The organism is Pseudomonas sp. NFX15 (assembly GCF_049132105.1).
Classification (GTDB): domain Bacteria; phylum Pseudomonadota; class Gammaproteobacteria; order Pseudomonadales; family Pseudomonadaceae; genus Aquipseudomonas.
The window spans coordinates 93,204-118,708 of sequence record NZ_JAFMPV010000012.1 but is presented as its reverse complement, the minus strand read 5'-3'; the positions used below and the strand labels follow the sequence as shown (position 1 = coordinate 118,708).

17 protein-coding genes are annotated in these 25,505 nt (G+C 60.3%); 9 read left to right on the top strand and 8 right to left on the bottom strand.

Features of this window, described 5'->3' with window-relative positions; genetic code table 11:
* Positions 1-22: 22 nt before the first annotated feature.
* Entirely contained in the window at positions 23-4,561 is a 4,539-nt protein-coding gene (locus J1D76_RS15130; RefSeq protein ID WP_421139070.1) for a hypothetical protein, read from the top strand.
* A 36-nt stretch (positions 4,562-4,597) separates the two neighbouring features.
* Here the strand turns inward: J1D76_RS15130 and J1D76_RS15125 are convergent, their stop codons facing one another.
* The gene (locus tag J1D76_RS15125) at positions 4,598-6,151 is read right to left on the bottom strand and encodes a PLP-dependent aminotransferase family protein (RefSeq protein WP_421139069.1); all 1,554 of its coding nucleotides are present in this window, start codon (positions 6,149-6,151) and stop codon (positions 4,598-4,600) included.
* A 92-nt stretch (positions 6,152-6,243) separates the two neighbouring features.
* Here J1D76_RS15125 and J1D76_RS15120 point away from each other — a divergent pair, with 92 nt between their 5' ends.
* Genes J1D76_RS15120 through J1D76_RS15110 form a run of 3 tightly spaced genes read left to right on the top strand, consistent with a single transcriptional unit; the run spans position 6,244 to position 8,010 of the window.
* Complete coding sequence (locus J1D76_RS15120; protein ID WP_421139068.1) at positions 6,244-6,873, top strand: FMN-binding negative transcriptional regulator; 630 nt, start codon at positions 6,244-6,246, stop codon at positions 6,871-6,873.
* A gap of 2 nt (positions 6,874-6,875) precedes the next feature.
* A complete protein-coding gene (locus tag J1D76_RS15115) occupies positions 6,876-7,322 on the top strand; it encodes a GNAT family N-acetyltransferase (protein WP_421139067.1) in 447 nt (148 codons plus the stop codon).
* 16 nt (positions 7,323-7,338) lie between these two features.
* A complete protein-coding gene (locus J1D76_RS15110; protein WP_421139066.1) occupies positions 7,339-8,010 on the top strand; it encodes a GNAT family N-acetyltransferase in 672 nt (223 codons plus the stop codon).
* A gap of 85 nt (positions 8,011-8,095) precedes the next feature.
* Here the strand turns inward: J1D76_RS15110 and J1D76_RS15105 are convergent, their stop codons facing one another.
* Positions 8,096-8,368 carry a helix-turn-helix domain-containing protein gene (locus tag J1D76_RS15105; RefSeq protein WP_421139065.1) on the bottom strand — a complete coding sequence of 91 codons (273 nt, stop codon included), beginning with the start codon at positions 8,366-8,368 and terminating at the stop codon, positions 8,096-8,098.
* The gene (locus J1D76_RS15100) at positions 8,365-9,717 is read right to left on the bottom strand and encodes a type II toxin-antitoxin system HipA family toxin (protein ID WP_421139064.1); all 1,353 of its coding nucleotides are present in this window, start codon (positions 9,715-9,717) and stop codon (positions 8,365-8,367) included. Before J1D76_RS15100 ends, J1D76_RS15105 begins: the two co-directional genes overlap by 4 nt.
* Positions 9,718-10,066: 349 nt before the next feature.
* Here J1D76_RS15100 and J1D76_RS15095 point away from each other — a divergent pair, with 349 nt between their 5' ends.
* The gene (locus tag J1D76_RS15095; protein ID WP_421139105.1) at positions 10,067-12,301 is read left to right on the top strand and encodes an autotransporter outer membrane beta-barrel domain-containing protein; all 2,235 of its coding nucleotides are present in this window, start codon (positions 10,067-10,069) and stop codon (positions 12,299-12,301) included.
* Between the two features lie 204 nt (positions 12,302-12,505).
* Here the strand turns inward: J1D76_RS15095 and oadA are convergent, their stop codons facing one another.
* Both oadA and J1D76_RS15085 read right to left on the bottom strand, forming a co-directional pair.
* Positions 12,506-14,314 (bottom strand): sodium-extruding oxaloacetate decarboxylase subunit alpha, encoded by a 1,809-nt coding sequence (gene oadA, locus J1D76_RS15090; protein WP_421139063.1) that lies wholly within the window; start codon positions 14,312-14,314, stop codon positions 12,506-12,508.
* 11 nt (positions 14,315-14,325) lie between these two features.
* Positions 14,326-15,741, bottom strand: a complete 1,416-nt coding sequence (locus J1D76_RS15085; RefSeq protein WP_421139062.1) for an acetyl-CoA carboxylase biotin carboxylase subunit — start codon at positions 15,739-15,741, stop codon at positions 14,326-14,328.
* 191 nt (positions 15,742-15,932) lie between these two features.
* On the opposite strand from J1D76_RS15085, the gene J1D76_RS15080 reads away from it, so the two are divergent.
* A complete protein-coding gene (locus J1D76_RS15080; RefSeq protein WP_421139061.1) occupies positions 15,933-16,895 on the top strand; it encodes a LysR family transcriptional regulator in 963 nt (320 codons plus the stop codon).
* Here J1D76_RS15080 and J1D76_RS15075 read toward each other — a convergent pair.
* The 3 genes from J1D76_RS15075 to J1D76_RS15065 all read right to left on the bottom strand — a co-directional run bounded on the left by J1D76_RS15075 (position 16,837) and on the right by J1D76_RS15065 (position 21,316).
* Positions 16,837-17,046 (bottom strand): PA3496 family putative envelope integrity protein, encoded by a 210-nt coding sequence (locus tag J1D76_RS15075; RefSeq protein ID WP_421139060.1) that lies wholly within the window; start codon positions 17,044-17,046, stop codon positions 16,837-16,839. The two genes, J1D76_RS15080 and J1D76_RS15075, sit on opposite strands and share 59 nt — an antisense overlap.
* 226 nt (positions 17,047-17,272) lie before the next feature.
* Positions 17,273-18,139, bottom strand: a complete 867-nt coding sequence (gene hexR / locus J1D76_RS15070; RefSeq protein WP_007954250.1) for a transcriptional regulator HexR — start codon at positions 18,137-18,139, stop codon at positions 17,273-17,275.
* Positions 18,140-18,445: 306 nt separating this feature from the next.
* A complete protein-coding gene (locus tag J1D76_RS15065) occupies positions 18,446-21,316 on the bottom strand; it encodes an EAL domain-containing protein (RefSeq protein ID WP_421139059.1) in 2,871 nt (956 codons plus the stop codon).
* A 257-nt stretch (positions 21,317-21,573) separates the two neighbouring features.
* Between J1D76_RS15065 and uvrD the strand changes: the two genes are divergently transcribed.
* The 3 genes from uvrD (at position 21,574) to J1D76_RS15050 (ending at position 25,394) form a co-directional block, all read left to right on the top strand.
* The gene (gene uvrD, locus J1D76_RS15060) at positions 21,574-23,757 is read left to right on the top strand and encodes a DNA helicase II (protein ID WP_421139058.1); all 2,184 of its coding nucleotides are present in this window, start codon (positions 21,574-21,576) and stop codon (positions 23,755-23,757) included.
* 138 nt (positions 23,758-23,895) lie between these two features.
* Positions 23,896-24,336: an EamA family transporter gene (locus tag J1D76_RS15055; protein WP_421139057.1), complete on the top strand. Its 441-nt coding sequence runs from the start codon at positions 23,896-23,898 to the stop codon at positions 24,334-24,336.
* A gap of 179 nt (positions 24,337-24,515) precedes the next feature.
* Positions 24,516-25,394: a Tim44 domain-containing protein gene (locus tag J1D76_RS15050; protein ID WP_421139056.1), complete on the top strand. Its 879-nt coding sequence runs from the start codon at positions 24,516-24,518 to the stop codon at positions 25,392-25,394.
* Positions 25,395-25,505: the final 111 nt, after the last annotated feature.

Genomic DNA, 25,505 nt, shown 5'->3' with positions numbered 1-25,505 from the left:
AACGTCAAAAAGGAATATGACGATGACCTCCCCCGAGAACACCGAGTCCCCGGTCCTGCTGAAAAAAAGCCAGGTTATCCACCAGACGAGCCAGGGCCCGACAGTCGATGAAGTCGCCGCTCAACTGCTGCGCAAGGCCTTGAAGGCGCTGTACCCAAATCAGGATCTGGAGCCCGGCCATGTGCTGGTCGGCACGCCGCAGTGGCAATGGCTCGACGGCGCACTCGTGGCCCTGCCGAGCCGATTCGAATCGCTGATCCAAATACTGGTGCGACAGTTCTTTACCGGCGCGCGCGCCAACTACCTGGAAGGCGAACACTTCCTGACATCAAACCCGCTGGCCACCCCCGTGGTGCATCTGGACGTCAGCATCGAGGCCATCGCCGAACTGCTCAACGACTACACGCCGTTGCTGTTCGTCGGGTTTGGCGAGCGCCAATTGGCGTATTGGAACAGTAGCGCAAAACACCTGCCGCGCTGGCAGGAGCTGTCCGACGCCTTGCGTAAAACCCTCGACGTGCAACAGGTCGACGGTTGGGATGAAGTGCAATGCCGCGTGGCCCGCGCCGTCTCGCTCCACCCTGACAAGTCGAAGCGCCAAGCCCATGATCAGGCGTTGTCGGCCATTCGCGTCGGCCTGATCGACGTCGACACCGTCGATGCCGATGGCAAAACCCGGCACCTGCTAGTGGGCGGCGCCGCCGTGCTTACAGGGCGCTACGGAACACGGGACCTGGTGATGATGTACACCGTGAAGGGCGGATACGAATCGTTCGATACCCTGAAACAACTGGGTGATTCGTTACCCGCGCGCCTCGGAACGCGCCTGGCCGGGCGCAATATGAACTGGCAACTGTTCGAACCCGAAGGCAATTTTTTCGACCACATGGCCTGGGCGCTGGTCGCTAGCCAGCTCGACGCCATCGCCGCGATTACCGCCGAGAGCGTGGCCGCCGAAGCGGATGATCCGGTCGAAGCGCAAGCCCACACCGACCAAGCCAACGCACGTGAGAAAACCAGCCTTGCCGAACTGGACAACGCCATTCCCGACTGGCTGTTCGGTGCCTCGGCGGTCGACCTGGACGATTACAGCCGATCCATCAATGCGCTGGGCAAGTTGTACAAGCAAGTCGACAACGACCTGTTCAGGATTGAGCCCATCACCACCTTCGCCCAGCAACGCATGCGCGAAGCCATCGTTGCCGATCAGCCAACGGCGACCGCACTGCCTCTCGACAAGTTAGAGATCAGCATCACCAACAGTTTCGAGTCCGGCGGTTTGACGCTGCCCAACCCGCACGACGTCCACAGCGAGACCCTGGGCGAGTACGCCTTGCAAAACAGCGCACCGTACCAGGCCAGTATTCGTTTCAAACCGTCACAGTCAGTGCCCCAATGGCTCACCGTGGCCTACCTGACGAAAATGGCGAGCCAGGTCGATATCGGCCAGCACTATCCTGCACTGATCAAAGACAAGTTGATCGACGACACCGTGCAGGCGGGCTTGCAACAGCGCTTCTACATCAGCCAGTTGCGCGCGCTGCTGCCGCTGATTGCGCTGGAGGGCAAGATCCGCCGCCGTGGCGGCATCGATGAACGGGGTTATAACTATGTTCGCCAATGGCTCAATCCGACACCGGGTCACCCGCAACCGATTACCATCCGCCCGCTCACTTTCGTCCACAACTCAGAGGCCAACGGCGACACCGTGGACAACATGTTTATCATTGCCCCGCGCCAGCCGGACGGTGGGCCTTGCCTGTTGTATCGCCCACTGTTCGAACAGTCACTGCTGCAATTTCCTTCGGGGCAAAACCTGCTGTACGCCTTGCATCAACCGGGTGAATTGAGAGACTCGGTACTGGCCTGGCTGCCTGACTCGGCCAGCAGTTTTAAATACGCCCAATACAGCTTCCCGGTCGGCCTTCCCAGCCCCTGGCTGGCCACACAACTGCTTTCCGAACCCTGGACCCCCGTCGACTGGGCCGGGCCGGTCGAGTTGTCGACAAAAGAGCTGACGGGCGATATGTTCCCCGTCCTGTTCAAGACCCATGCCCAGGCCATGGCTGAACTCGCTGATCGCCAGTCCCTGTCGAATGCGCAACGCCGTTGGGACTTGTTGCGAGACAGCGGTTGGGCACTGTTCAACGTCGCCGCCAATTTTCTCAGTGGTCCGGCCGGGGCTGCGGTGTGGGTCTGGCAAAGCATCAGCGAAATCGATCAAGCGCTGCAAGCCCGCCAACATGGCGACAATGTCGGTGAATGGAGTGCCGTCGGCGATATGCTGCTGAACCTGGGCATCCTGCTCGCTCACCGTGCCGCGGTTCGGCGCAAGACCGGTACCCGACAGGGAGCACGGCCAATCGAACCTGGAATGCCTGGGCCCAAAACACCAAACATCGAGCCAACGTTGCCCACTGCCACCCTGATTCCCACCCCGTTGACCGGTGAGCTGCCTTCCAGCCATTACTCCTCACTGGAGGCCAACGGCTCGGTACCTCGGCGCTCCGTGACGGCATTGATCACGTATCTGGAGACGTTGACCGTACCGGCCCCTGACCTCACGTCCACGGAACTGGAGACCCTGTTGCGCGAGACCGCGCCCTTGTATCGGCTGGGCGAGCGAACCTATGCACAGGTCGGCGAACGCTGGTTTTGCGTGAAAGAAAACGACGATCAACAGGTACAACTGGTGCATCCGCGCGAGCCGGAAAAGACCGGCCCGCTGCTGGTTCACGATCAGCAAGGCCACTGGTTCGTCGATACGCGCCTGCGCCTGCGCGGCGGCGCCGGTGGCAGCAGCCTGCAAAGCCAACTCAGGGCACAGCGCCGGGAAAAAGCCCAGCAGAAGAAAACGCTGGGCCTGGCAATCGAAGGTTTCAAACGCCGGGAAGCGGCGGGTAATGCCACGCTGCAAAAAGCGCAAACCGACATGATGGCGGCGACCGGATCAGCGCACGAGCTGGCGACCGGGCAATACCTGGGACAGGTCGAAACGTTGATCAGCGACTACAGCGAGGCCCTGAAAAACCTGCACCAATGGCGCCTCATGGGCGGCAGCGAAGGTTATCTCAATGATCTGTTGAGCATGACCACCCACCTGCAGAAGAACCTCAGCCTGTGGTTCGTCCTAAAGCGCAACGCCTATGCAACGTTGACCCGTCGCCTCGCGGCGAGCACGGTCATTGATTCGAACGTGTTATTGCAGACCCACATCGAAGGCGTACGCCAGGCGCTGGCGCTGAGCAAGGACATGATCGCCCGCCTGCAATTGTCAGCCACGTCCCTGGCGTCACTCGACACCATCGGCAGTGCCGGCATGGCCGCTGCGCAACGCCTTCGGCAACTGCTGCCGAGTTTCAATGAGTGGGATTTGAAGTCCAACGAAATCGGCATGTCCCATGAACTGTGCCTGCGTGACGGCGTCAATGTGGACAATGAGGCGGCCCGTGAGGCCGTCGGCCAATTGATCATCGATGCCGCGACGGCCACGCACCGGCACGCGGCCCTGATCCGTTCCTCGCCAGGAGCGGACGGTGCCATTGCGCGCATCGACGCGCTAAGCCGGCTGATCGATATCTACGCCGACGCTGACCAACGCCTTGAGGACGTTCCCGACGAATACCCGGACCGCGTCGAGCCCGCTGAGCTTGAGCGCGTTCGCGGCGTGCTCGGCGAATTTCGCCAACTGGCCCAGGACCAATTGGGTGCACTGTTGCCCGAGAACGGCCCAAGCCTGGCGCCGGCCCTGCCGAAACCCGTCGTCGCCGGCCCTTCCCGGCCACCCGCCAAGGTCACCAAGACTCGACCGCGTGAGCCGCTGCCAGCCAAGGCTTCCTCACCCGAGGAAGCCAGCTTCAAGGAAATCCTGCCGGCCCGACCAAAACCCGCCGCTCCACCGGTGATGGACGACACCGACGTTATCGCCGATGGCCTGGACCTCAACGAGAACGTGCAAGGTTTCATCGAGCGCACGCGCAAAGACGCCGCCAAGCCCAACCGCATCCCGGCCGATATGCAGGACCTGTTCGATTTGCAGGCCCTTCGGCTGGAACAGGCATCCATCCGCGTTACCCGAACCATGGCGCGGTTGCGCGCGACGGGGAAAACAACGCCTCCGGTGGGCGATCTTGACGCGCAACTCAATAGCGCAGCAGTGCGATTACGCGCCGCCGGCGTCAGCACCCGCGCCAGCCTGCTCAAGGAGCGCCAGCCCCGACAGGCCTATCTGCATTGGTTGCTGGACAACCAACAGGTGCGGATCGAAAGAAACGAGCAAGGACGCATCAAGACCAAAAAGCGCCGGGATTATTTTCAGGAGTACCGGATTCTCGACACCGCCAACAAAGACCAGCCACTGTGGCTCGCACATTTTCATTACGACTCACTGGAGGCCCCACTGGAGCAGTTCACCGCCGCTCACCTGAAAATCGCCGATGCCCATCTGCAGACCTTCACTGCCGAACGCCGCCAGGCTCTAACGGCCCTGGCACCTATCGACTATGTGTTGCGGCGCATCAGCGATGCGACGCTGTTTTTAAAACTCGAAGCTCAACCCTGAGGCCGGCAGGCGGGCGGCCCGCAGCAGTCGCCCGCTTCAACTTACGTTCCACACTTGGCGCAATCGCTCCAGCGCCGCCCCGATGGCTTTTTCGGGCACGGCGGCAAACCCCAGCACCAGACCCGCGCGCCGATCCATCGGCGTCGCGGAGTCGGGCAGCCAATAGCTGCTCAAGCCATTGACCTCGACATCGGCACTTCGCGCCAGCGCGATCAACTCTTGTTCTCGCGCTACGCTCTCGACCGGCACGGTCAAGTGCAATCCGGCAGTGACACTCGGTAATGCACCGACACCGGGAATCTGCGCCGGCCAACCTTCAAGCAACACATTGCGCCGGTTCAGCGCCGCACGCCGCATGCGACGGATATGCCGCTGGAAATGCCCCGCCGCCATGAACTCGGCCATCACCACCTGGGTGCTCACTTCAGAGTGACGCACATCGACCGCACGCCGCTGGGCAAACACATCCACCAACCCCGTCGGCAATACCAGGTAACCCAGGCGCAACGCCGGAAACGCCACTTTGCCGAAGGTGCCGACGTAGAGCACCCGGCTTTGCCGATCCAGCGCTGCCAACGGCGCCAACGGCGCACCGCTATAGCGGTATTCGCCGTCGTAGTCGTCCTCGACGATCCAGCCTTGCGTGCGTTCGGCCCAGGCCAGCAGCTCCAGGCGCCGCGCCAGGCTCATCACCACCCCGGTCGGGTACTGATGGGACGGCGTGACATAGGTCAAACGGCAGTCATTGAGCCCCGCCAATTCGGCGCAATCGATACCTTCGCCGTCCACCGCCACACCGTGCAGCCGCGCGCCTGCCACGGCAAAGGCATGACCGGCCGCCCGATACCCCGGATTTTCAATCGCCACGCCATCGCCCGGCTCCACCAGCAGCTGTGCACAAAGGCTAATCCCCTGCTGTGCGCCACTGGTGATCACAATTTGTTCAGCGGTGCACTGCATGCCACGGGAGCTGCGCAAATACGCGGCGATCATCGCGCGCAAGCGCGCATCGCCGGCCGGGTCGCCGTAACACAATTGCTGCAAGTCCGGTTTGCGCCAGAAAGCCGCATTCAGCTTGGCCCAGACCTCGAAAGGGAACAGATCGAACGCGGGAACACCGACCCGAAATGCCCGCGGCGGACCGCTCGGCGGGCTGGCCAAATGGTTGTTTTTTACCCGCTGCAACGGATCGTTGTGGATAACTTTGCTGGATGGATCCACAGGTAAATCGAGCCAATTTGTGGATAAGGCTGTGGGTAACCCTGTTGAAAAGCCTGTGGATACTTTTGTGGATAGTTTTTTCGCTGGCAACGCGGCTTGAGGCAGTTGCGCGACGTAGGTGCCGTCCCCGACCCGTCCTTCGATGAAGCCTTCGGCGTAAAGCTGATCGTAGGCTCGCACCACGCTGTTGCGGGAAATCGCCAGCGCCGCCGCCAGATCACGGCTGGCCGGCAGACGCGTGCCACTGGCCAATCGTCCATCGAGCACTCGCAGTCGCAAGGCCTGGTAGAGCTGGCGACTGAGGCCCAGGCGGCGATCGAGTTCGATACCGGCCGGGTTGAACGATAAGGAAAGCGGCGCATCGATCATGGCAATGGACCTACGAAATTGATCATTAATGGCTCTTACAACAGACCAATAGCCTGCCTACGATGAAGGCATTCGCCAAGGAAAATATCTCCATGTACACGCCGCGCGCTTTTGCCATCGACGAGTTGTCCCAATTGCATGAACTGATCCTCGCCACCCGTCTCGCCATACTGGTGACCCACGGCGAAAGCGGCCTGCAAGCCAGCCATGTACCGGTACTGCTGCATTGCGAACAAGGCTCGAACGGCACGTTGTACGGGCATCTGGCCAAAGCCAATCCACAATGGAAAGACCTGCGCGACGGTGCCGAAGCCCTGTTGATTTTTGCCGGTCCCGACGCATACGTCAGCCCTGGTTTCTACCCGAGCAAGGCCGAGCACGGCAAAGTCGTGCCCACCTGGAACTACGTCGCCGTACACGCCTATGGTCGAGCCGAAACCTTCAGTGACGGCGGGCGGCTGCTCGACATCGTCAGCACGCTCACCGACCGCCATGAAGCCGGCCGCGCCCAACCGTGGTCAGTGGCCGACGCCCCTGCCGATTACATCGACGGCATGCTCAAGGCCATCGTCGGTTTTGCCATTCCCATCGATCGCCTGGAAGGCAAGCGCAAGCTCAGCCAGAACCGCAGCCCCGCCGACATCGCCGGCGTGCGCGAAGGCCTGGCCGCCAGCCCGGATATCAACGACCAAACCCTCGCCCAATTGATGCCCAAGGAATGAACATGAGTCAGATCGACATTCGCCAGGTCACCGCCGACGACCACGCTGCCTGGTTGCCGCTGTGGCAGGCCTACCTGCGCTTCTACAAAACCGAACTGCCGCAAGCGGTCACCCAAAGCGCCTGGCAACGCATGCTCGACCCGAACGAGCCGACCCACGCCGCCCTCGCCTGGGCCGATGGCAAAGCCGTGGGCATGGTGCACTTCATCTACCATCGTTCGAACTGGGCCATCGAAAACTCCTGCTACCTGCAAGACCTGCTGGTAGCCGAGCAAACCCGCGGCACCGGCGTCGGTCGCCAGTTGATCGAGTTCGTCTACGCCACCGCCAAGGCTGACGGCTGCAACAAGGTGCACTGGCTGACCCACGAAACCAACGCCACTGCGATCCAGCTCTACGAGCGCATCGCCGAGCGCCCCGGTTTCATTCAATTTCGCAAAGCCATCTAGGTTCAAGGAGAACAGCATGTCGATTTCACTCGCCGACTGGAAAGGCGTCCCGGCACCGACCACCCGATTGATCGAAGGGCGTTACATCCGCCTGGAAAAACTCGACCCGGCACGCCATGGCGACGATCTGTTCAAGGCCCTGCAAGGCCCGGGCGCCGACCCGAGATTGTGGGACTACTTGCCGTATGGTCCCTTCCCGGAACGCAGCGCCTTCAACGACTGGCTGAACAACCACGCCGCCAGCAACGACCCGTATTTCTTCAGCGTGATCGACCGCGCCAGCGGTGAAGTCCAGGGCCTCCTCAGCCTGATGTCCATCGTCGCGGCACAGGGCCGTATCGAGATCGGCCACGTCACCTTCGGCGCGCCGATGCAGCGCTCACCGAAAAGCACCGAAGCGGTGTACCTGCTGGCCAAGGAATCCTTCACCCTCGGCTACCGTCGCCTGGAGTGGAAGTGCAACAACGCCAACGCCCGCTCCAAATACGCCGCCGAGCGCCTGGGCTTCAGTTTTGAAGGGGTGTTCCGCCAGCATATGGTGGTCAAGGGACAGAACCGCGACACCGCGTGGTATTCGATCTTGGACTCGGAATGGCCGGCGGTTGGCGCTGGGTTCGAGCGCTGGTTGAGTGAGCAGAACCAGACGGCTTCGGGGCAGGTGAAAGGGTTGGTGGAGTGCAGGGGGTAACAGCCTGCATCCTTACAGAAAAAGATCGCAGCGCCTGCACAGCGGTTGCCTGTCTCCTGCAGGCAATGCCGAGGGCTGCGATCTTTCATTCACGCCGAATACGCATGACCCCCATCTTCAATCCAAACGGTCTGAACACGGCATTCAATGACTTCAGCGTTTGATTGCCCTCTCCATGCTCGATATGCACCAGTGTGCGGACCGAAATCTTGCACATCTTCGCGAACTGGGTCTGGTGCAGCCCGGTAACTTCGAGTCGCAAGCGGCGTACCGCCTCGCCAATTTCAAGCGTGCCTTGAGCCAGCGCTTCCTGGATGCTTTCGATGAGCACGGTGCGCTCGGCGACAGTCATGCTCATTTCAGCCCCCACGCTTTCAGATACTGCTCCAGGTTTTTCAGGGCAATTCGCGGATGATTCATGGTCATGTCAGGCAAGCCGCTGGCCGACAATATGTCCGGCAGAGCCATCAGCTGATTCGCGTCTTCACGCAGGCGCTCAAACGAGTCCTGCAAATCACTCAGCCCCGCCAACGGGTCATCTGGATCAGCGAGGTCTGCCAATGCACGACAGACACCTCGCCAGTCGACATCTCCCGCGCGTTCCAGTTCTTTTGGCCACTTGGTAGATCGTGTAATACCTTCATCGTCCATGACCATAGGCGCCAGGTCATAGATCGGTGCGAGACGGAACGATGCAACGTCCCGGATGATTGAGGTATTGCGTCCATGGTTGTCCGAGTTGCCGAGGATTTTGTTGAGCAAATCCCGACGCAAGTACTCTGCGACGAGATCAGGGATCTGCTCCGTCTGTCCGGCTTCACGCCAAAGCCTCGCCAAAAGTCGGATCACTACCATGTGATCCATTGCACTGCCCGGAGTCGTAATATTCGCCAGCGAGTACATTGACTCCACGGCAAAACGCTCGACACCCTGCGCGGTTGTTTGACGGTCAAAACGCCGCACCCAAAGGCTGGGCTTGCTCGCCTCTTCCAACGCCAGCCCTTGCGCAGAGACTGTTTCGAGCCCCAAAGCCTGAAGCGCCTTGTAGTAGTGATATTCGCTTCTCAGTATTGCCTGGTCGGTTGTTGTCCCCTTATTGCGGGCAAACTTCACGAACCAATGCTGGGTAACGTCTGAGTCTTCAAGCACTGCGTCCGGATAAAAAAGTCCCGCCTTGCTCTCAGTCAGCAACAGCTTTGGAGCCTCGCCACCTGCACCCGTCGCACCGCCAATCGCAGCACCCTGTTCATAGGCATATTCGAGAAAACGATTGTCACGACTGATAACGTCCTGGCGCTCAAACCCCATTGGACGACGCTGATCCACCGCTTCGGCAGACTCCTTTACCCGCATATTGCCAATAGGAGCCGGAGTGCTTTTGGCCAACAAATAAAGGTCCGTACCGACATCGGAGGGCTTGTCTCCCCCCACGTGTGCGAGAAGAAACCTTTTGGCTGCACCGGCAGGTGCAATGTCATGCACAAATGCCGGAGCGTTGGTTCTCCTGCCATCCCAATCCAAAGGGAATCTGGCACTCACGGCTTTGGCGAACGGCGTGCCGATCTCCTCATAATTGTCAAAAAGATAGGATTGTGCATAACCAAAACTGCATCGACTTTCGAAGCCTTTTTCAGGGCGGTCGAAGCTTAAGACCATGGCGTCATGCCAATTCCCGTCGGTATGGACTTGCAAAGTCAGGTTATACATCAATCAACACCTGCATTTAACTGCATTTGAAGGAGGGTAATGGAAGCAGAACTGCAATATAGTGCGCATCCACACAAAAAAATTCAATGAGAACGCATTAAAATGCAGACTTATACTACCGGAGCGTGCTGGGCGAGTGCAGGTCTTGAGCTTGCGCCAGGGCCACAGATCTCGGATTGCTGTAAGAAAATGCATCACTTCGAAGGGGCAAAGATTGCTGTCTTTGACGTGCAATAACAATTTCTGCACAAGGGTCTGATACGCCCTTCAACGATGCCGGAACCGCCTGACATCGGTGCCGATAGCCCTGCTTTTAGAGTTTGGTCTCCTGCCATGGAGGCTAAATTCGATGCCCACTCAATACACACGCCGACCCCATCAACTCGCCCTGGCGATTGCCCTTGCCTTGGGCTGCACAGGTGTTGCAACAGCCCAACAGCCCGAACCCGTTGCCCCGGCACGCACGACAGCAGCCGCGCTGATCGCTGATCTGAATGCTTTCGCCAAAGACACCGATACCGTGCCGCTCCAGATCAAAAAAGCCACGGACGGCACGACCCTGAAACTGGATGAGCGCAATGACCTGATCACCCTGAACCCTAGAGGCAGCCTCACCGGGCTTCTGGATGGCGGAGCCGGTCAGAATGTCCTGCAACTTAACGCGGCAAAGGGCGGCAACCTGGGTGACACTCGCCAATTCCAGCGACTGGATGTCAATCAGGGGCCCTGGACCCTCAAGGGATCCGGGGATTTTAGCGAGGCCGTGTTGATACGGCCTAAAGCCGCCCTGACCAATAACGGACACATTGAAGGGCGTGCAATCGTTCAAGGCTCGCTGATCAATAACGGGTTGATTGTCGGCAATGTCGAGGTCGACAAAATGGGCACCTTCAGCGGCAAGGGTCACGTGGGCTCGATGGATGTGCTCGGCGAACTGGTCGTCAATCATTTGCACGGCGCACCGACCGTCGCGGGCGACCTGAAGCTGTTCGACAAGGCCGTGCTGGCCTATGAGATCAACGCCGCTGGACGGGGGGAAACAATCAAAGTCGAAGGTACGGCCAGTGTTGAAGGGGCCATCCTGAAAGTGCTCGCGATAGACGGTGAGTATCCACAACTGGGCCAGTACACCGTAATCGAAGCCAACGCGATTGACGGGGAATTTGCCCGCGTCGAAAACAACCTCGCTTTCATGAAGCCGGACGTGGAATACAAGGGAACGACCGTTGAACTCACCTATGCACGTAATGACGTCACTTTTGAGGAACTCGCGGTCACTGAAAACGGGCGGAAGCTCGGCGACAGTATTATCGAATCCAATGATTCAACGCCCCCGCAGTCGCTACCCCGGGAGGAACCTGCCGACACTGTCGTCAACAATCAACCTGTGAATACCCTCGCGCCTGAACCCGACGCGATCCCAGCGAAGACCATCGAGTCGCCGACAGCGCCTCAAGCGCCCACTGGCTCCAAAACAGCATCGGCACCTCCCGCATTACCGGCGGCTCCAACCTCCACGGCCAATAAATCCAAACCGTCCAGTCCAACGAACGCAGCTGTCGTCGCCTTGCTGGGTGCCGACAAAACCACCGCCTCACACGCCATCGAACAGTTAGCCGCCGGCACCACCGCCAACCTCGCCAAAGCGACGCTGAACAGCGACGGCCCCGTGAGTGCGACGATGCTCGCGGCCATGCGCCAGTTCGACAACGCTTCTGGTGTCAGCAGCCAGAAGGGAGCACCACGACGTGCAGCGGGCGACGACCACGACGGTCGCGTCTGGCTGCAAGCACTGGGTCATGGCGGCACTCTGGATCGCGACTTCGATGCCTTGAAATACGCGACTCAAGGCCTGGCGCTGGGCGCGGATTGGGCATTGGATGATGAATGGCGCATCGGTGTGATGGGTGGGAAGTCCCAAACGCGCCTGGACAGCCGTGACCTCGATGGCGATCTCGATAGCTGGCATTTAGGGGCTTATGCCCTGCGCCAGAGCGGCCATATGTCTTGGCGCTTTGGCGCGAGCCACAGCCACCACGATGGCAGCACCCAACGCCGAGTAGCGTTCAATGGTTTTCGTGACCGCCCCCAAGGCCGGTACGACGCCAGTACCCAGCAGGCGTTTGCCGAAGCCGGCTACAACATCGGCCGAGCCAACGTCAGCATCGAGCCATTCGCCGGCTTTGGTTTTCAACGCTATCAGCGCAATAGCTACACGGAAAAAGGCGGGGCCGCCGCGCTGAAAGTCGATGAACAATCGCAGAACAACCTCAGCAGCACATTCGGTCTGCGCGTGGCGAAACTCAACACACTGGATAACGGCATGCAGCTGACACCGCGTTTAAGTGCCCGCTGGAAACACACCTACGGCGAGGTCACTACGCAAACCCGCCAACGCCTGATCACCGGCGGGCGAAACTACACCGTCAGCGGGGCACCGCTGGATCGGGACAGCTGGAGCGTGGACGCAGGCCTGGATGTGCAGCTTTCGGCACGGCACACCTTGGGGATGGGTTATGGCGGTGAATTCAGCAGCGACAGCCGCAGCCATGGCGTGACGGGGCAATGGCGGATGACGTTCTGATCACCTAGTCAACACGAAGCCTGCTAGAACCAGCTTGCTGGCGATGGACTCAAGTGCGCCGCGTTTAGTCAGTTCTCGCGCGTTATCGTTACCGACCATCGCTGGCAAGCCCGCTCCTACACGTCAGGTGGTGGTTTCTGGCAGGCAAAAAAAGGGGAGCACATGCTCCCCCGAGGTATAAAACGTTGTATCGCGGCTGCTAAATCAGCCTTCGATCTCGATCAGGATTTCGCCCGGGTTGACCCGATCGCCCTTGGCCACGTGAATGGCGGTGACCTTGCCGGCGATGGCCGCCTGGACTTCGGTTTCCATCTTCATCGCTTCGGTGATCAGCACAGCCTGGCCCGCCTTGACGGTGTCGCCTTCCTTGACCAGGACGTCGACGATATTGCCCGGCATGGTGGTGCTGACGTGGCCCGGTGCAGTGGCTTGCTTGCGCTTGCTGCTGCCGCCGCCGACGAATTCGTTGAGCGGCTCGAACACCACTTCTTCCGGCATGCCGTCGATGGACAGGTAGAAGTGACGCTTGCCTTCAGCCTTGACGCCAACACCGGTGATGTCCACACGATAGGTTTCGCCGTGCACGTCGATGACGAACTCGGTCGGCACGCCTTCGCCACCGGCCGAAGCCACCTTGCCCGCTTCCGGAATCGGCAACAGCACTTCTGGGGTCAGGGTGCCGGCGGCACGCTCCTCGAGGAACTTGCGGCCGATGTCCGGGAACATGGCGAAGGTCAGCACGTCTTCTTCGGACTTGGCCAGTGCGCCGATGTCGGCACGCAGCTTGGCCATTTCCGGCTTGAGCAGGTCGGCCGGGCGAACGTCGATCACTTCTTCGCTGCCGATGGCCTGGCGACGCAGTTGCTCGCTCACTTTACCCGGCGCTTTGCCGTAGCCGCCTTGCAGATAAAGCTTCACTTCGTTGGTGATGGTTTTGTAGCGCTCGCCGGCCAGCACGTTGAAGAACGCCTGCGTACCGACGATCTGCGAGGTCGGGGTCACCAGCGGCGGGAAGCCGAGGTCTTCGCGAACGCGCGGGATTTCGGCCAGCACTTCGCCCATGCGGTTCAGCGCACCCTGCTCTTTCAATTGGTTGGCGAGGTTGGAGATCATCCCACCCGGCACCTGGTTGACTTGCACACGGGTGTCGACCGCGGTGAATTCGCTTTCGAACTGGTGGTACTTCTTGCGCACGGCGTAGAAGTACAGGCCGATCTCCTGCAGCAGCTCCAGGTTCAGGCCGGTGTCGAATTCGGTGCCCTTGAGCGCCGCAACCATCGACTCGGTGCCTGGGTGGCTGGTGCCGGAAGCGAAACTGGAGATTGCGGTGTCGATGTGGTCCGCGCCGTTTTCGATAGCCTTGAGCTGGCACATGGTCGCCAGACCGGCCGTGTCGTGCGAGTGGATGAACACGGGCAGCGACTGCTCGGCTTTCAGCGCACGAACCAGTTCACCGGTGGCGTACGGGGTCAGCAGACCAGCCATGTCCTTGATCGCCACCGAGTCGCAACCCATGGCCTCCATTTGCTTGGCCTGGGTGACGAACGCATCGATGGTGTGCACCGGGCTGGTGGTGTAGGCGATGGTGCCCTGGGCATGTTTGCCGGCAGCCTTGACCGCTTCAATGGCCACGCGCAGGTTACGCACGTCGTTCATCGCGTCGAAGATACGGAACACGTCGATGCCATTAACCGCTGCCTTGGCGACGAAGGCCTTGACCACGTCGTCGCTGTAGTGGCGGTAGCCCAACAGATTCTGGCCGCGCAAGAGCATTTGCAGACGGGTGTTAGGCAACGCAGCACGCAGCTGGCGCAGGCGCTCCCACGGGTCTTCTTTCAGAAAGCGTACGCAAGCGTCGAACGTTGCGCCGCCCCAGCATTCCAGCGACCAGTAGCCGACTTTGTCGAGCTTGTCGCAAATCGGCAGCATGTCTTCGGTGCGCATGCGGGTCGCGAGCAGCGATTGGTGGGCGTCGCGCAGGATGGTGTCGGTTACATGAATCTTCTTGGACATTGTTTTATTCCTCACAGGCCTGCGTGGGCGGCGATGGCGGCGGCGATGGCCAGGGCCAGCTCTTCGGGTTTGCGCTTGATCGAGTAGTTGGTCAGTTCAGGGTGGCTTTCAACGAAGCTGGTGTTGAACTGACCGCTACGGAATTCCGGATTGCGCAGGATTTCCTGGTAGTACGCGGCGGTGGTCTTGACCCCTTGCAGACGCATGTCGTCGAGGGCACGCAAGCCACGGTCCATCGCCTCTTCCCAGGTCAACGCCCATACCACCAGTTTCAGGCACATGGAGTCGTAGAACGGTGGAATGGTGTAGCCGGTGTAGATCGCTGTGTCGGTGCGCACGCCGGGGCCGCCGGGCGCGTAATAACGAGTGATCTTGCCGAAGCTCGGCAGGAAGTTGTTCTTCGGGTCTTCGGCGTTGATCCGGAATTGCAGGGCGAAACCACGGTGCTGGATGTCTTCCTGTTTCACCGACAGCGGCAGCCCGGACGCGATGCGGATCTGCTCGCGAACGATGTCGATGCCGGTGATTTCTTCGGTGATGGTGTGTTCCACCTGCACCCGGGTGTTCATCTCCATGAAGTACACCTCGCCCTCGGCGAGCAGAAACTCCACCGTGCCGGCATTCTCGTAACCCACGGCCTTGGCTGCGCGCACCGACAGGTCGCCGATGTAGGCGCGCTGTTCCGGGGTCAGTTGCGGGCTCGGGGCGATCTCGATCAGCTTCTGGTTGCGGCGCTGGATCGAGCAGTCACGCTCGAACAGGTGCACCACGTTGCCGAAGCTGTCGCCCAGGATCTGCGCTTCGATGTGCTTGGGATTGACGATGCACTTTTCCAGGAACACTTCCGCCGAACCGAAGGCCTTGGTGGCTTCGGAAATGACGCGAGGGAAGGCTTGTTCAAGTTCTTCGCGGCTGTTGCAGCGACGAATGCCGCGGCCGCCACCACCGGAGGTGGCCTTGAGCATCACCGGATAGCCGATGCGCTCGCCTTCGGTCAGGGCTTCTTCGATGCCCGAGACGTTGCCTTCGGTACCCGGGGTGACCGGTACGCCAGCCTTGATCATGCTGCGGCGCGCTTCGGTCTTGTCGCCCATGCGGCGAATGACTTCCGCCGACGGACCGATGAATTTGATCCCGCGCTCGGCGCAGATGTCCGCCAGTTCGGCGTTTTCCGACAGGAAGCCGTAGCCTGGGTGCAGCGCATCACAACCGGTTTCCACCGCCAGGTTCACCAGTTTGCGCGGGTTCAGGTAACCGGCCAGTGGCTCGGCGCCAATGCTGTGGGCTTCGTCCGCACGTTTCACGTGCAGGGCATGACGGTCGGCGTCGGAATAGATCGCGACCGAGCGAATGCCCATTTCGGCGCAGGCACGTACGATTCGTACGGCAATCTCACCACGGTTGGCGATCAGGATCTTTGTTATCACTTGGAGTTTCCCTTGAGCCGGTAATACCCACGACCTGCTAGACCCAGGTCGACGCGTGACCAAATGTTTCAACTTGGTCGCAGGGCCACACTAGCGCCCGTAAGGGATTAACAAAAATGAATAAAAATTGGGTCGTGCATAAGTAAAGACTTATAGTTGATTCATCAGCCAGCGACGAGAGCGACCCGATAATGCGTAAGTCATTGATGCGTATGACTTTGCGGCAATTGCAGATCTTCAACGAGGTCTGTGATCTGCGATCTTACAGCCGCGCAGCCGACGAAATGTCGCTCACACAACCGGCCGTCAGCCTGCAGATTCGTCAGCTGGAGGAGCTGATTGGTCAGCCTTTGTTCGATTATGTCGGCAAAAAACTCTACATGACCGAAGCCGCTGAAGCGTTACAGCGAGCCAGCCGGGATATTTTCGGGCGCCTGGAAAACCTCGACATGCAGCTGTCGGACATGCAGGGCTCACTGCAAGGGCAACTGAAACTGGCGATTGAATCCAGCGCCAAATACTTCGTGCCGCATCTGTTTGCCGCGTTCAAACGCCAACACCCGGAAGTGAACCTGCAACTGACTGTAGTCAATCGTGGCCAGGTGATTCGACGTTTGTCGGATAACCGCGACGACCTGGTGATCATGTCCATGGTGCCGCAGGACATGGGCCTGGAATTCCTGCCGTTCCTGAACAACCCGATTGTCGCCGTGGCGCCACCCGATCATCCGCTGTGCCATATGGGGCCGCTGCGCTTGCAGGATCTTGAGCCTTACACATTGCTGCTGCGCGAAACCGGTTCCGGTACGCGCCTGGCGTGTGAGGAGTATTTCAAAGAGAAGCGCGTGCATTTCAACCAGACCCAAGAAGTCTCATCGGCCGAAGCGCAGCGTGAATGCGTACTGGCAGGTTTGGGCGTTGCGCTGTTGACGCGCCACGCCCTGAACCTGGAGCTGGCAACCGGCGGGTTGATCGAGCTGCCGGTCGAAGAGCTGCCGCTGTTTCGCAGCTGGTGCCTGGTGCAGGCCAAGGCGAAACGCCTGTCACCGGTGGCGCACGCCTTCCTGGCGTTTATCCGCAGTGAACGGATTCAGATCAGCGCGCTGGTTGAGCGTTTCGACGGGAAGCTGCGGCAGACGTCTGCCAGAAGTTGAGTTCCAGCTCGGGAAAATCACCAATCTCGGCCAGAAGCTGACGGCGTTCGCAGCGATCTTCAATGGCGCGGCGAAATTCCATGCGGCGCTGATCTTCTTGCTGGCGACGGGTTTTGACAGCGCTGTTGCGTTCTTCGTAGGGCATGGCCATTTCGAGTCTCCCAAGGCGAGTTCAGGAGCTTCAAGATAGGCGCGAGGGATGACGGTTTGGCGGCTTGGGCGTTACAGACTGATGAATGTTTGTTGGGTGTCCACTGTACCTGTGGCGAGGGGGCTTGCCCCCGTTGGGTCGCGCAGCGGCCCCGAGTATTTTGCGACTGCTACGCAGTCGAACGGGGGCAAGCCCCCTCGCCACAGAGTCCGTGTTGATCTTTAGATCAGTCGTCCAGCGCTTTCACCGACTTGGGTGACAATCGCAAGCTGCGCAGGCTGCGCTTGACGCTCTTGAGGTGATTGACCAGGCTCGGCCCGCGCGCCATCGCCACGCCCATCGCCAACACGTCGATCACCACCAGGTGAGCGATACGCGAGGTCAGGGGCGTATAGATTTCCGTGTCTTCGTGCACGTCGATCGCAAGGTTAACGGTGGACAACTCGGCCAACGGCGTCTGGCTTGGGCACAAGGTGATCAACGAAGCGCCGCTTTCGCGCACCAGGTTGGCGGTGATCAGCAGATCCTTCGAACGCCCCGACTGGGAAATGCAGATCGCGACGTCGGTCGGCTTCAGCGTCACGGCCGACATCGCCTGCATGTGCGGGTCGGAATACGCCGCCGCGGTCAGCAGCAGGCGGAAGAATTTGTGTTGCGCATCCGCCGCGACCGCGCCCGAAGCGCCGAAGCCATAGAACTCGACACGCTGGGCCTGGGACATCAGCGTCACCGCCCGCTGCAACTCCAATGGGTCGAGCTTCTCGCGAACCTCCATCAGCGTATGCAGGGTAGTGTCGAAGATTTTCAGGCTGTAGTCGGCGACCGAATCATCTTCATGGATCGCAAACTGGCCGAAGCTCGCGCCCGCCGCCAGGCTCTGGGCCAGCTTCAGCTTGAGATCCTGGAACCCGGAACAACCGATGGCACGGCAAAAACGCACGATGGTCGGTTCGCTGATGCCTACGCTGTGGGCCAGGTCGGCCATGGAGCTGTGCATCACGGCCGCAGGATCAAGCAGCACGTGATCGGCGACCTTGAGCTCCGACTTGCGTAACAGGTGACGAGACTGGGCGATGTGTTGCAGCAGATTCAAAGGGCTGGACTCTTTGTTATTGGCAGGCGCCGGGGATGTAGCACGCTTGTAGTTATACTACATGAATCCGCTTTTTGCCTGCTCAATGCGTAACCACATCCCTCGACAATCAGGTACGCGCGCTCCATGTAGCGCCAGTGGCCGGTTTTTCGTTGCGCCTCGATGCCAGGCCTTTGGCGCGACAGTAAAAGTGCGCCACCCATCAAGAGCACCGTGACGCGCTATTTCATTTAAATCACACAATGAATATCAACTTACAAACAAATCCCGTCAGGTCGCCAAGGCGCCTGACGGGAAGCAACGTCGTCAGACCGCGCCCTGCCCCCGCAGTAGATCGGCCAGGCCTTGCGCCTCGACCGGCCGACTGATCAGGTAGCCTTGCACCTCATCGCAATGCTCCCCGTTGAGAAACTCAAGCTGCTCCTGCCGTTCCACCCCTTCCGCGACGACCTTCAGCGACAAACCATGGGCCATGGCAATAATCGCCCGGGTAATCGCCGCATCTTCGGTGCCCTCGCCCAAACCGCGGATAAACGCCTGATCGATCTTTACGTAATCCACAGGAATGCGCTTGAGGTAGCTCAGGGATGAATAGCCGGTGCCGAAATCATCGATCGCCAGTTTCACTCCCAAGTCACGCAACTGCTGGAAGGTGGCGATGATGTGTTCGACGCTGTCCAGCAACTGGCTTTCGGTCAGCTCCAGTTCCAAAAAATGCGGCGCCAGCCCGGTTTCTTCCAGCACCTGGCGCACCAGGCTGACCAGTTTGCCCTGGCGCAATTGATACACCGACAGATTGACCGACACCCGAATCGGCTCCAGCCCTTCGCGCTGCCATTCGCAGGCTTGCCAGCACGCCTGGCGCAATACGAACTCGCCGATCGGGCCGATCAGCCCGGTTTCCTCCGCCAGCCCGATAAAGTCCCCCGGCGGCACGCGGCCCATGGTCGGATGATCCCAGCGCACCAGCGCTTCGGCGGCGTTCAAACGACCCGTGCCCAGACACAGTTTCGGCTGGTAATAGACCTTGAGCTGTTTTTCGTCGATGGCTTTGCGCAACTGGTTTTCCAGTTGCAGGCGCTCCAGAGTGCTGGCCTGCAAGCTGTCGGTATAGAACTGGAAATTGTTGCCGCCCAGATGTTTGGCATGCTGCATGGCCATGTTCGACTGGCTGACCAACGCCGACATTTCCCGGGCGTTGTCCGGCAGCAGGCTGATGCCCATGGAGGCACTGACCACCAGTTCATGCCCGTCGATGGTCACCGGCAGGCGCAACTTGGTTGCCAGGCGCGTCGCCACTCGCGCCAGGCTCGAGAGGTTGCCGTAGGAATTGAACAGCACCGCAAATTCATCGCCGGACAAGCGAGCGATGGTGTCGGCCTCCGGCAGCGCGTTGACCATCCGTCGGGCCATTTTCTGCAGCAGTTGGTCGGCGATTTCATGGCCAAGGCTGTCGTTGAGCAGCTTGAAGCGATCCAGATTGATGTGCAACAACGCCAGGCTTCGATAACCGCCCTGACGGACCCGCTGGTGCGCTTCGTTCAACCGCTCACGAAACAACGAGCGATTGGCCAGGCCCGTCAATTCATCATAGTGAGTCAGGTAGCGCATGCGCTCCTCGGACTCGCGCCTGGCCGACAGGTCTGCGAAGAAGCCCACGATGTGACTGATTTTTCCCCGCGGATCGCGCACCGCATTCAAGTGCAGCCATTGCGGGTACATCTCGCCGTTCTTGCGGGTTTCCACCAACTCACCCTGCCAATTGCCGTGCTGCTCCAGCGCTTGATGGATGGCGGCGAAGTGCCGGCGGGCGTCGCGACTGCTGGGCAGCTCGGCTACGTTGCGCCCCAGAATGTCCTCGATGTCATAACCGGTAACGCGGCTGAACGCCTGGTTGACGGCGATCAGCGCATAGGACGGATCAAAAATCACGATGCCTTCGCTGGCCGCCTCGAACACCGTCGCGGCCAGTTGCTGTTGTTCTTCCAGCACCTTGCTGGCACTGATGTCGCGGCGCGTGCCGACCATGCGAATGACCCGGCCGGTTTCGCTGCGCTCCACAGCGCGGCCACGGTCTTCGATCCAGACCCAATGGCCATCGCCGTGACGCACCCGGTACTCGATCTGGTAGTCCTCGGTCCGGCCCTTCAAGTGTTCAACCAGCGCCCGCCGCAAGCCTGGAAGGTCTTCCGGATGCAAACGGGGTTTGAGGTGCCGCAGAATCGCCGTCACGTCTTCCGGATCCAGGCCGAACAGCTCCTGGATATGCGTGTGGTGGACTTCATCGGTTTGCAGGTTCCAGTCCCACAAGCCCAACTGACTGGCTTTCAAGGCCAGGGCCAGACGCGCCTCGCTCTTGCTCAGGGCCTGGTTGGCGGCGTCCAGTTCGAGGCTGCGCTGGGCCACGCGACTTTCCAGGTCAACCTGGATCTGGCGCAGTTCGTCTTCAGCACGGCGGCGCTGCTCGACTTCCTTGGCCAGCTTTTTGTTGAGCTGGTCGCTGCTGGCTTGGGCCTGTTGCAGATGCTCGATCAGCGCCTGATTCTGAAAGCGCCGCAGCAGGCCACGATCGATCAACCGATTGACCTGCCAGGCGACCACGCTCAGCGCACCGAGCAAGATCAGGCCGAACCAGCCCCAGCCTTGCTGTTGCTCGCCCGCGCCCCAGAACATATAGGCAATGGCTGGCAACAGGCAGGGCAAGGTAAACGACAGAAAGGCCGGCAGGCTCACGGCATAGGCAACACTGGCCGACAACGCGGCGGCGCCGATCAGGCCGAACACCCAGGCTTGCTGGATGAAGTTGTCGGCGGGGACCAGCGCAATGCCAGCACCGGCCAGGGTCAATCCGGTGAGGCCCGAACCGAGCAAGAACATGCGCACCCAATTGGGGTTGGCCTGGCGGTTGGGAATGGCCGAGTCGAACGCCGCGACTTGAATCACCCGCAAGGCCACCAGCGACAGCAACCAGACCAGCCACACGCTGACCAAAAAATAGCGCTGCGGGCTCCAGAGCAACCCGGCGCAGACCAGGCCATTGATCAGCATGAACAACGTGGGCAGCAGCGAGCCCTGGTACAGCAGGCGCGTGCGTTCGACCGCCATTTCCATGGCGTACTGTTTACGGATCTCCCGAGGCTCCACAGTGGGGCCCGACAGGTCGAAGCTGAGGGTCATAGGCGATGTTCTTGTTCTTATAATGATGAGCATGGGCCCGAAACGTGCTCGGAGCATACACAAGCAATGGCCGGGACCAAACTGCTGTTGATCAATAAATCGCCAAACCTGCTGGCCGCCAACGACACCACAAAACGCTGAAGGCGCGCTCTGACAGCGCTTGCGGGCGATGACCGACCGGTCATCCCTGGCCTACTTTCATCGGCTAATGCGAAGCGGTGTTTGCCCGGTGTGCCGCGGCCCCCTAGAATGCCCCGATGCGCGATGATCTCTCCCTTCTGCTGAACTCCCTCAACGATGCCCAACGACAGGCCGTAGCGGCCCCGGTTGGCCGTCAGTTGGTCCTGGCCGGTGCTGGTTCCGGTAAAACCCGAGTGCTGGTGCACCGTATCGCCTGGTTGATCCAGGTCGAAAACGCCTCGCCTCACTCCATCCTGTCGGTGACCTTCACCAACAAGGCCGCTGCCGAGATGCGCCATCGCATCGAGCAGTTGATGGGTCTCAACCCGGCCGGCATGTGGGTCGGCACCTTCCATGGCCTGGCGCACCGCTTGTTGCGGGCGCACTGGCAGGAAGCGGGCTTGAGCCAGACGTTCCAGATTCTCGACAGCGACGACCAGCAGCGGCTGGTCAAGCGGGTCATTCGCGAGCTCGGCCTGGATGAACAACGCTGGCCGGCCCGTCAGGCCCAGTGGTTCATCAACGGTCAGAAAGACGAAGGCCTGCGCCCGCAGCACATCCAGGCCAGCGGCGACCTGTTCCTGGCGACCATGCGCAGCATCTATGAAGCCTACGAGGCGGCGTGCCTGCGTGCAGGCGTTATCGACTTCTCTGAATTGCTCCTGCGCGCCCTCGACCTGTGGCGCGATCATCCAGGCCTGCTGGCTCACTATCAAAAGCGCTTCCGGCACATCCTGGTGGACGAGTTCCAGGACACCAACGCTGTGCAGTACGCCTGGTTGCGCCTGCTGGCCAAGGGCGGCGACAGCCTGATGGTAGTGGGCGACGACGACCAGTCGATCTACGGTTGGCGCGGCGCGAAAATCGAAAACATCTACCAGTACTCCGAAGATTTCCCGGATGCCGAAACCATTCGCCTGGAGCAAAACTACCGCTCCACCGCCGGCATCCTGAAGGCGGCCAACGCCTTGATCGCCAACAACACCGGGCGCCTGGGCAAAGAGCTGTGGACCGACGGCGGCGACGGCGAAGCGATCAACCTGTACGCCGCGTTCAACGAACACGACGAAGCACGCTACGTTGTCGAAACCATCGAAAGCGCGCTGAAAACCGGCCTCTCTCGCAGCGATATCGCGATTCTGTACCGCTCCAACGCCCAATCGCGCGTTCTGGAAGAAGCGCTGCTGCGAGAACGCATTCCGTACCGCATCTACGGCGGCCAGCGCTTCTTCGAACGTGCTGAAATCAAGAACGCCATGGCCTACCTGCGCTTGCTCGAAGGCCGTGGCAACGACGCCGCGCTGGAACGGGTGATCAATGTGCCGGCCCGTGGCATCGGCGAGAAAACCGTCGAAGCGATTCGCGACCACGCGCGACACAGCGATGTGTCGATGTGGGAAGCGATGCGCCAACTGGTGGCCAATAAGGGCCTTACCGGGCGTGCGGCCGGTGCTTTGGGCGCGTTCATCGAGCTGATCGAGAACCTCGCCGCCAAGTGCATGGAAATGCCGCTACACCTGATGACCCAGACCGTCATCGAGCAGTCGGGCCTGATCGCCTATCACGAAGCGGAAAAAGGCGAGAAAGGCCAGGCCCGGGTAGAAAACCTTGAGGAACTGGTCAGCGCGGCGCGCAACTTCGAAAACAGCGAGGAAGACGAGGAGCTGACGCCATTGGCGGCGTTCCTCGGCCACGCATCGCTGGAGGCTGGCGATACCCAGGCCGACGAGCACGAAGACAGCGTTCAGCTGATGACCCTGCACAGCGCCAAGGGCCTGGAATTCCCTTATGTGTTCCTGGTGGGCATGGAAGAAGGCCTGTTCCCGCACAAGATGAGCCTGGAAGAGCCGGGCCGTCTTGAGGAAGAGCGCCGTCTGGCCTACGTCGGCATTACCCGGGCGATGCACAACCTGGTGATGACCTACGCCGAAACCCGGCGCCTGTATGGCAGCGAGACCTACAACAAGGTGTCGCGCTTCGTACGCGAAGTACCGAAGGGCCTGATCCAGGAAGTGCGCTTGTCCAACAGCGTCAGCCGGCCGTTCGGTGGCAACCAGTCGATGAGTGGCAGCAACCTGTTCAGCGGCAGCGAGATTCCGGAAACCGGCTTCAGCCTGGGGCAGACCGTGCGTCACTCGATCTTTGGTGACGGTGTGATCCTCAACTTCGAAGGCGCCGGGGCCCAGGCCCGGGTGCAGGTGAACTTCAGCGAAGGCAGTAAGTGGCTGATGTTGGGTTACGCCAAGCTGGAAGCTATTTAAGGTCACGCACGCTGTTTTCCTGTGGGAGCGAACCTGCTCGCGAAGAACGATGACACGCTGTTCACATGGAAACTCGGATAATCCTTGTCTCGAGCAGGTTCGCTCCCACAGGTTGATTTGACAAAAGGCGCTAAAGACATGGGCTCAGGCTTTTCTTCCTCCTGGACATTTTGGGCCCTGTTATCGGCGGCATTCGCGGCAATGACCGCCATTTTCGCGAAAGTCGGCATCGAAAACGTCAATTCCGACTTCGCCACCCTGCTGCGCACCATCGTGGTGTTGGTCAGCCTGGCCTTGATTTTGTACGCCACGGGCCAATATCAGTCTTTGGGATCGATCTCTGCAAAGAGCTACCTGTTTCTGCTGTTGTCAGGGTTGGCTACCGGTGCATCGTGGATCTGCTATTTCCGCGCACTCAAAGTTGGCCCTGCCTCGCTGGTCGCTCCGGTGGACAAACTCAGCGTGGTGTTGGTTGCGGTGCTCGGCGTTGTCCTGCTCGGCGAAAAACTCGACCTGCGCCAATGGGGCGGTATCGGCCTGATCACGGCCGGGGTCGTGATGCTGGCGCTGCGACGCTAGGCGATAGTCCTACAAACCCTGTCCACTCATCTGACGTATCAAAGTCAAAAGGCCTTATTGCACTGACAGAAGCTGAACCCGACCTGTCAGGCAAAAGCCCGAAACACTCTGCCGCTAGCCAGTATCACTTCAGCTGTGCAACATGGCGCGCGTGCTCTCCACAAATGGGAATTCCCTATATGAAACGTTTTCTTAGCATCGCCATGGCGTTGTGCATCGGCCTGACGATGAGTCTCGACGTCAATGCCGCCAAGCGCTTCGGTGGTGGCAAAAGCGTCGGCGCTGCGCCGACGCACCAGACCAGCCAGATGGCTCCTTCTTCTCCAGGCATGGGCGGCGCTGCGGCGACCGCTGGTGCTGCCGGTGCCGCTGGCGCCGCTGCCAAGGCCGGTGGCGCTTCGCGCTGGCTCGGCCCTCTGGCCGGTATCGCGGCCGGTGGCCTGCTGGCCTCCATGTTCATGGGAGGTGGCTTCCAGGGCATGCAGATCTTCGACATCCTGATCATGGCGGTCATTGCGTTCCTGATCTTCCGCTTCATCGCCGCCCGCCGCCGCAAGCAGCAGGAACACTACGCTCCAGCCGGCCATGCGCCGATGCAGCGTGAAGCGTTCGAACAAAAGCCTGCCGGCGGTTCGATCTTCGGTGGTTCGCCAGCGCCGATTGCTGCTCGTCCGGTGATCAACGCGCCAGCCTGGTTCAACGAAAGCAATTTCGTCGAAGCGGCACGCAATCACTTCCAGTCCCTGCAACAGCACTGGGACGCTAACGAAATGGACAAGATCGCCGAGTTCGTGACCCCGCAGATGCTCGAGTTCCTCAAGCGTGAGCGTGCGGACCTGGGCGACGGTTTCCAGTCCACCTACATTGATAATCTCAATGTTCAGCTGGACGGTGTGGATGATCGTGCCGACAAGACCATCGCCACCCTGACCTTCACCGGCGTGTCGAAAAACTCGCGTTTCGACCAGGGCGAAGTCTTCAGCGAAAGCTGGAACATGGAACGTGCACAAGGCGAAAACCAGCCTTGGCTGGTGGCCGGTATCCGCCAGAACGGCTGATCAACCCCAGCGTTTCACTTGCTGCAACAAAAACCCCAGCCCCGGCTGGGGTTTTCTATTTCGCGGTTGCATCTATAGCGAGCTACTGTATAAACCGCCCCATATAAACCG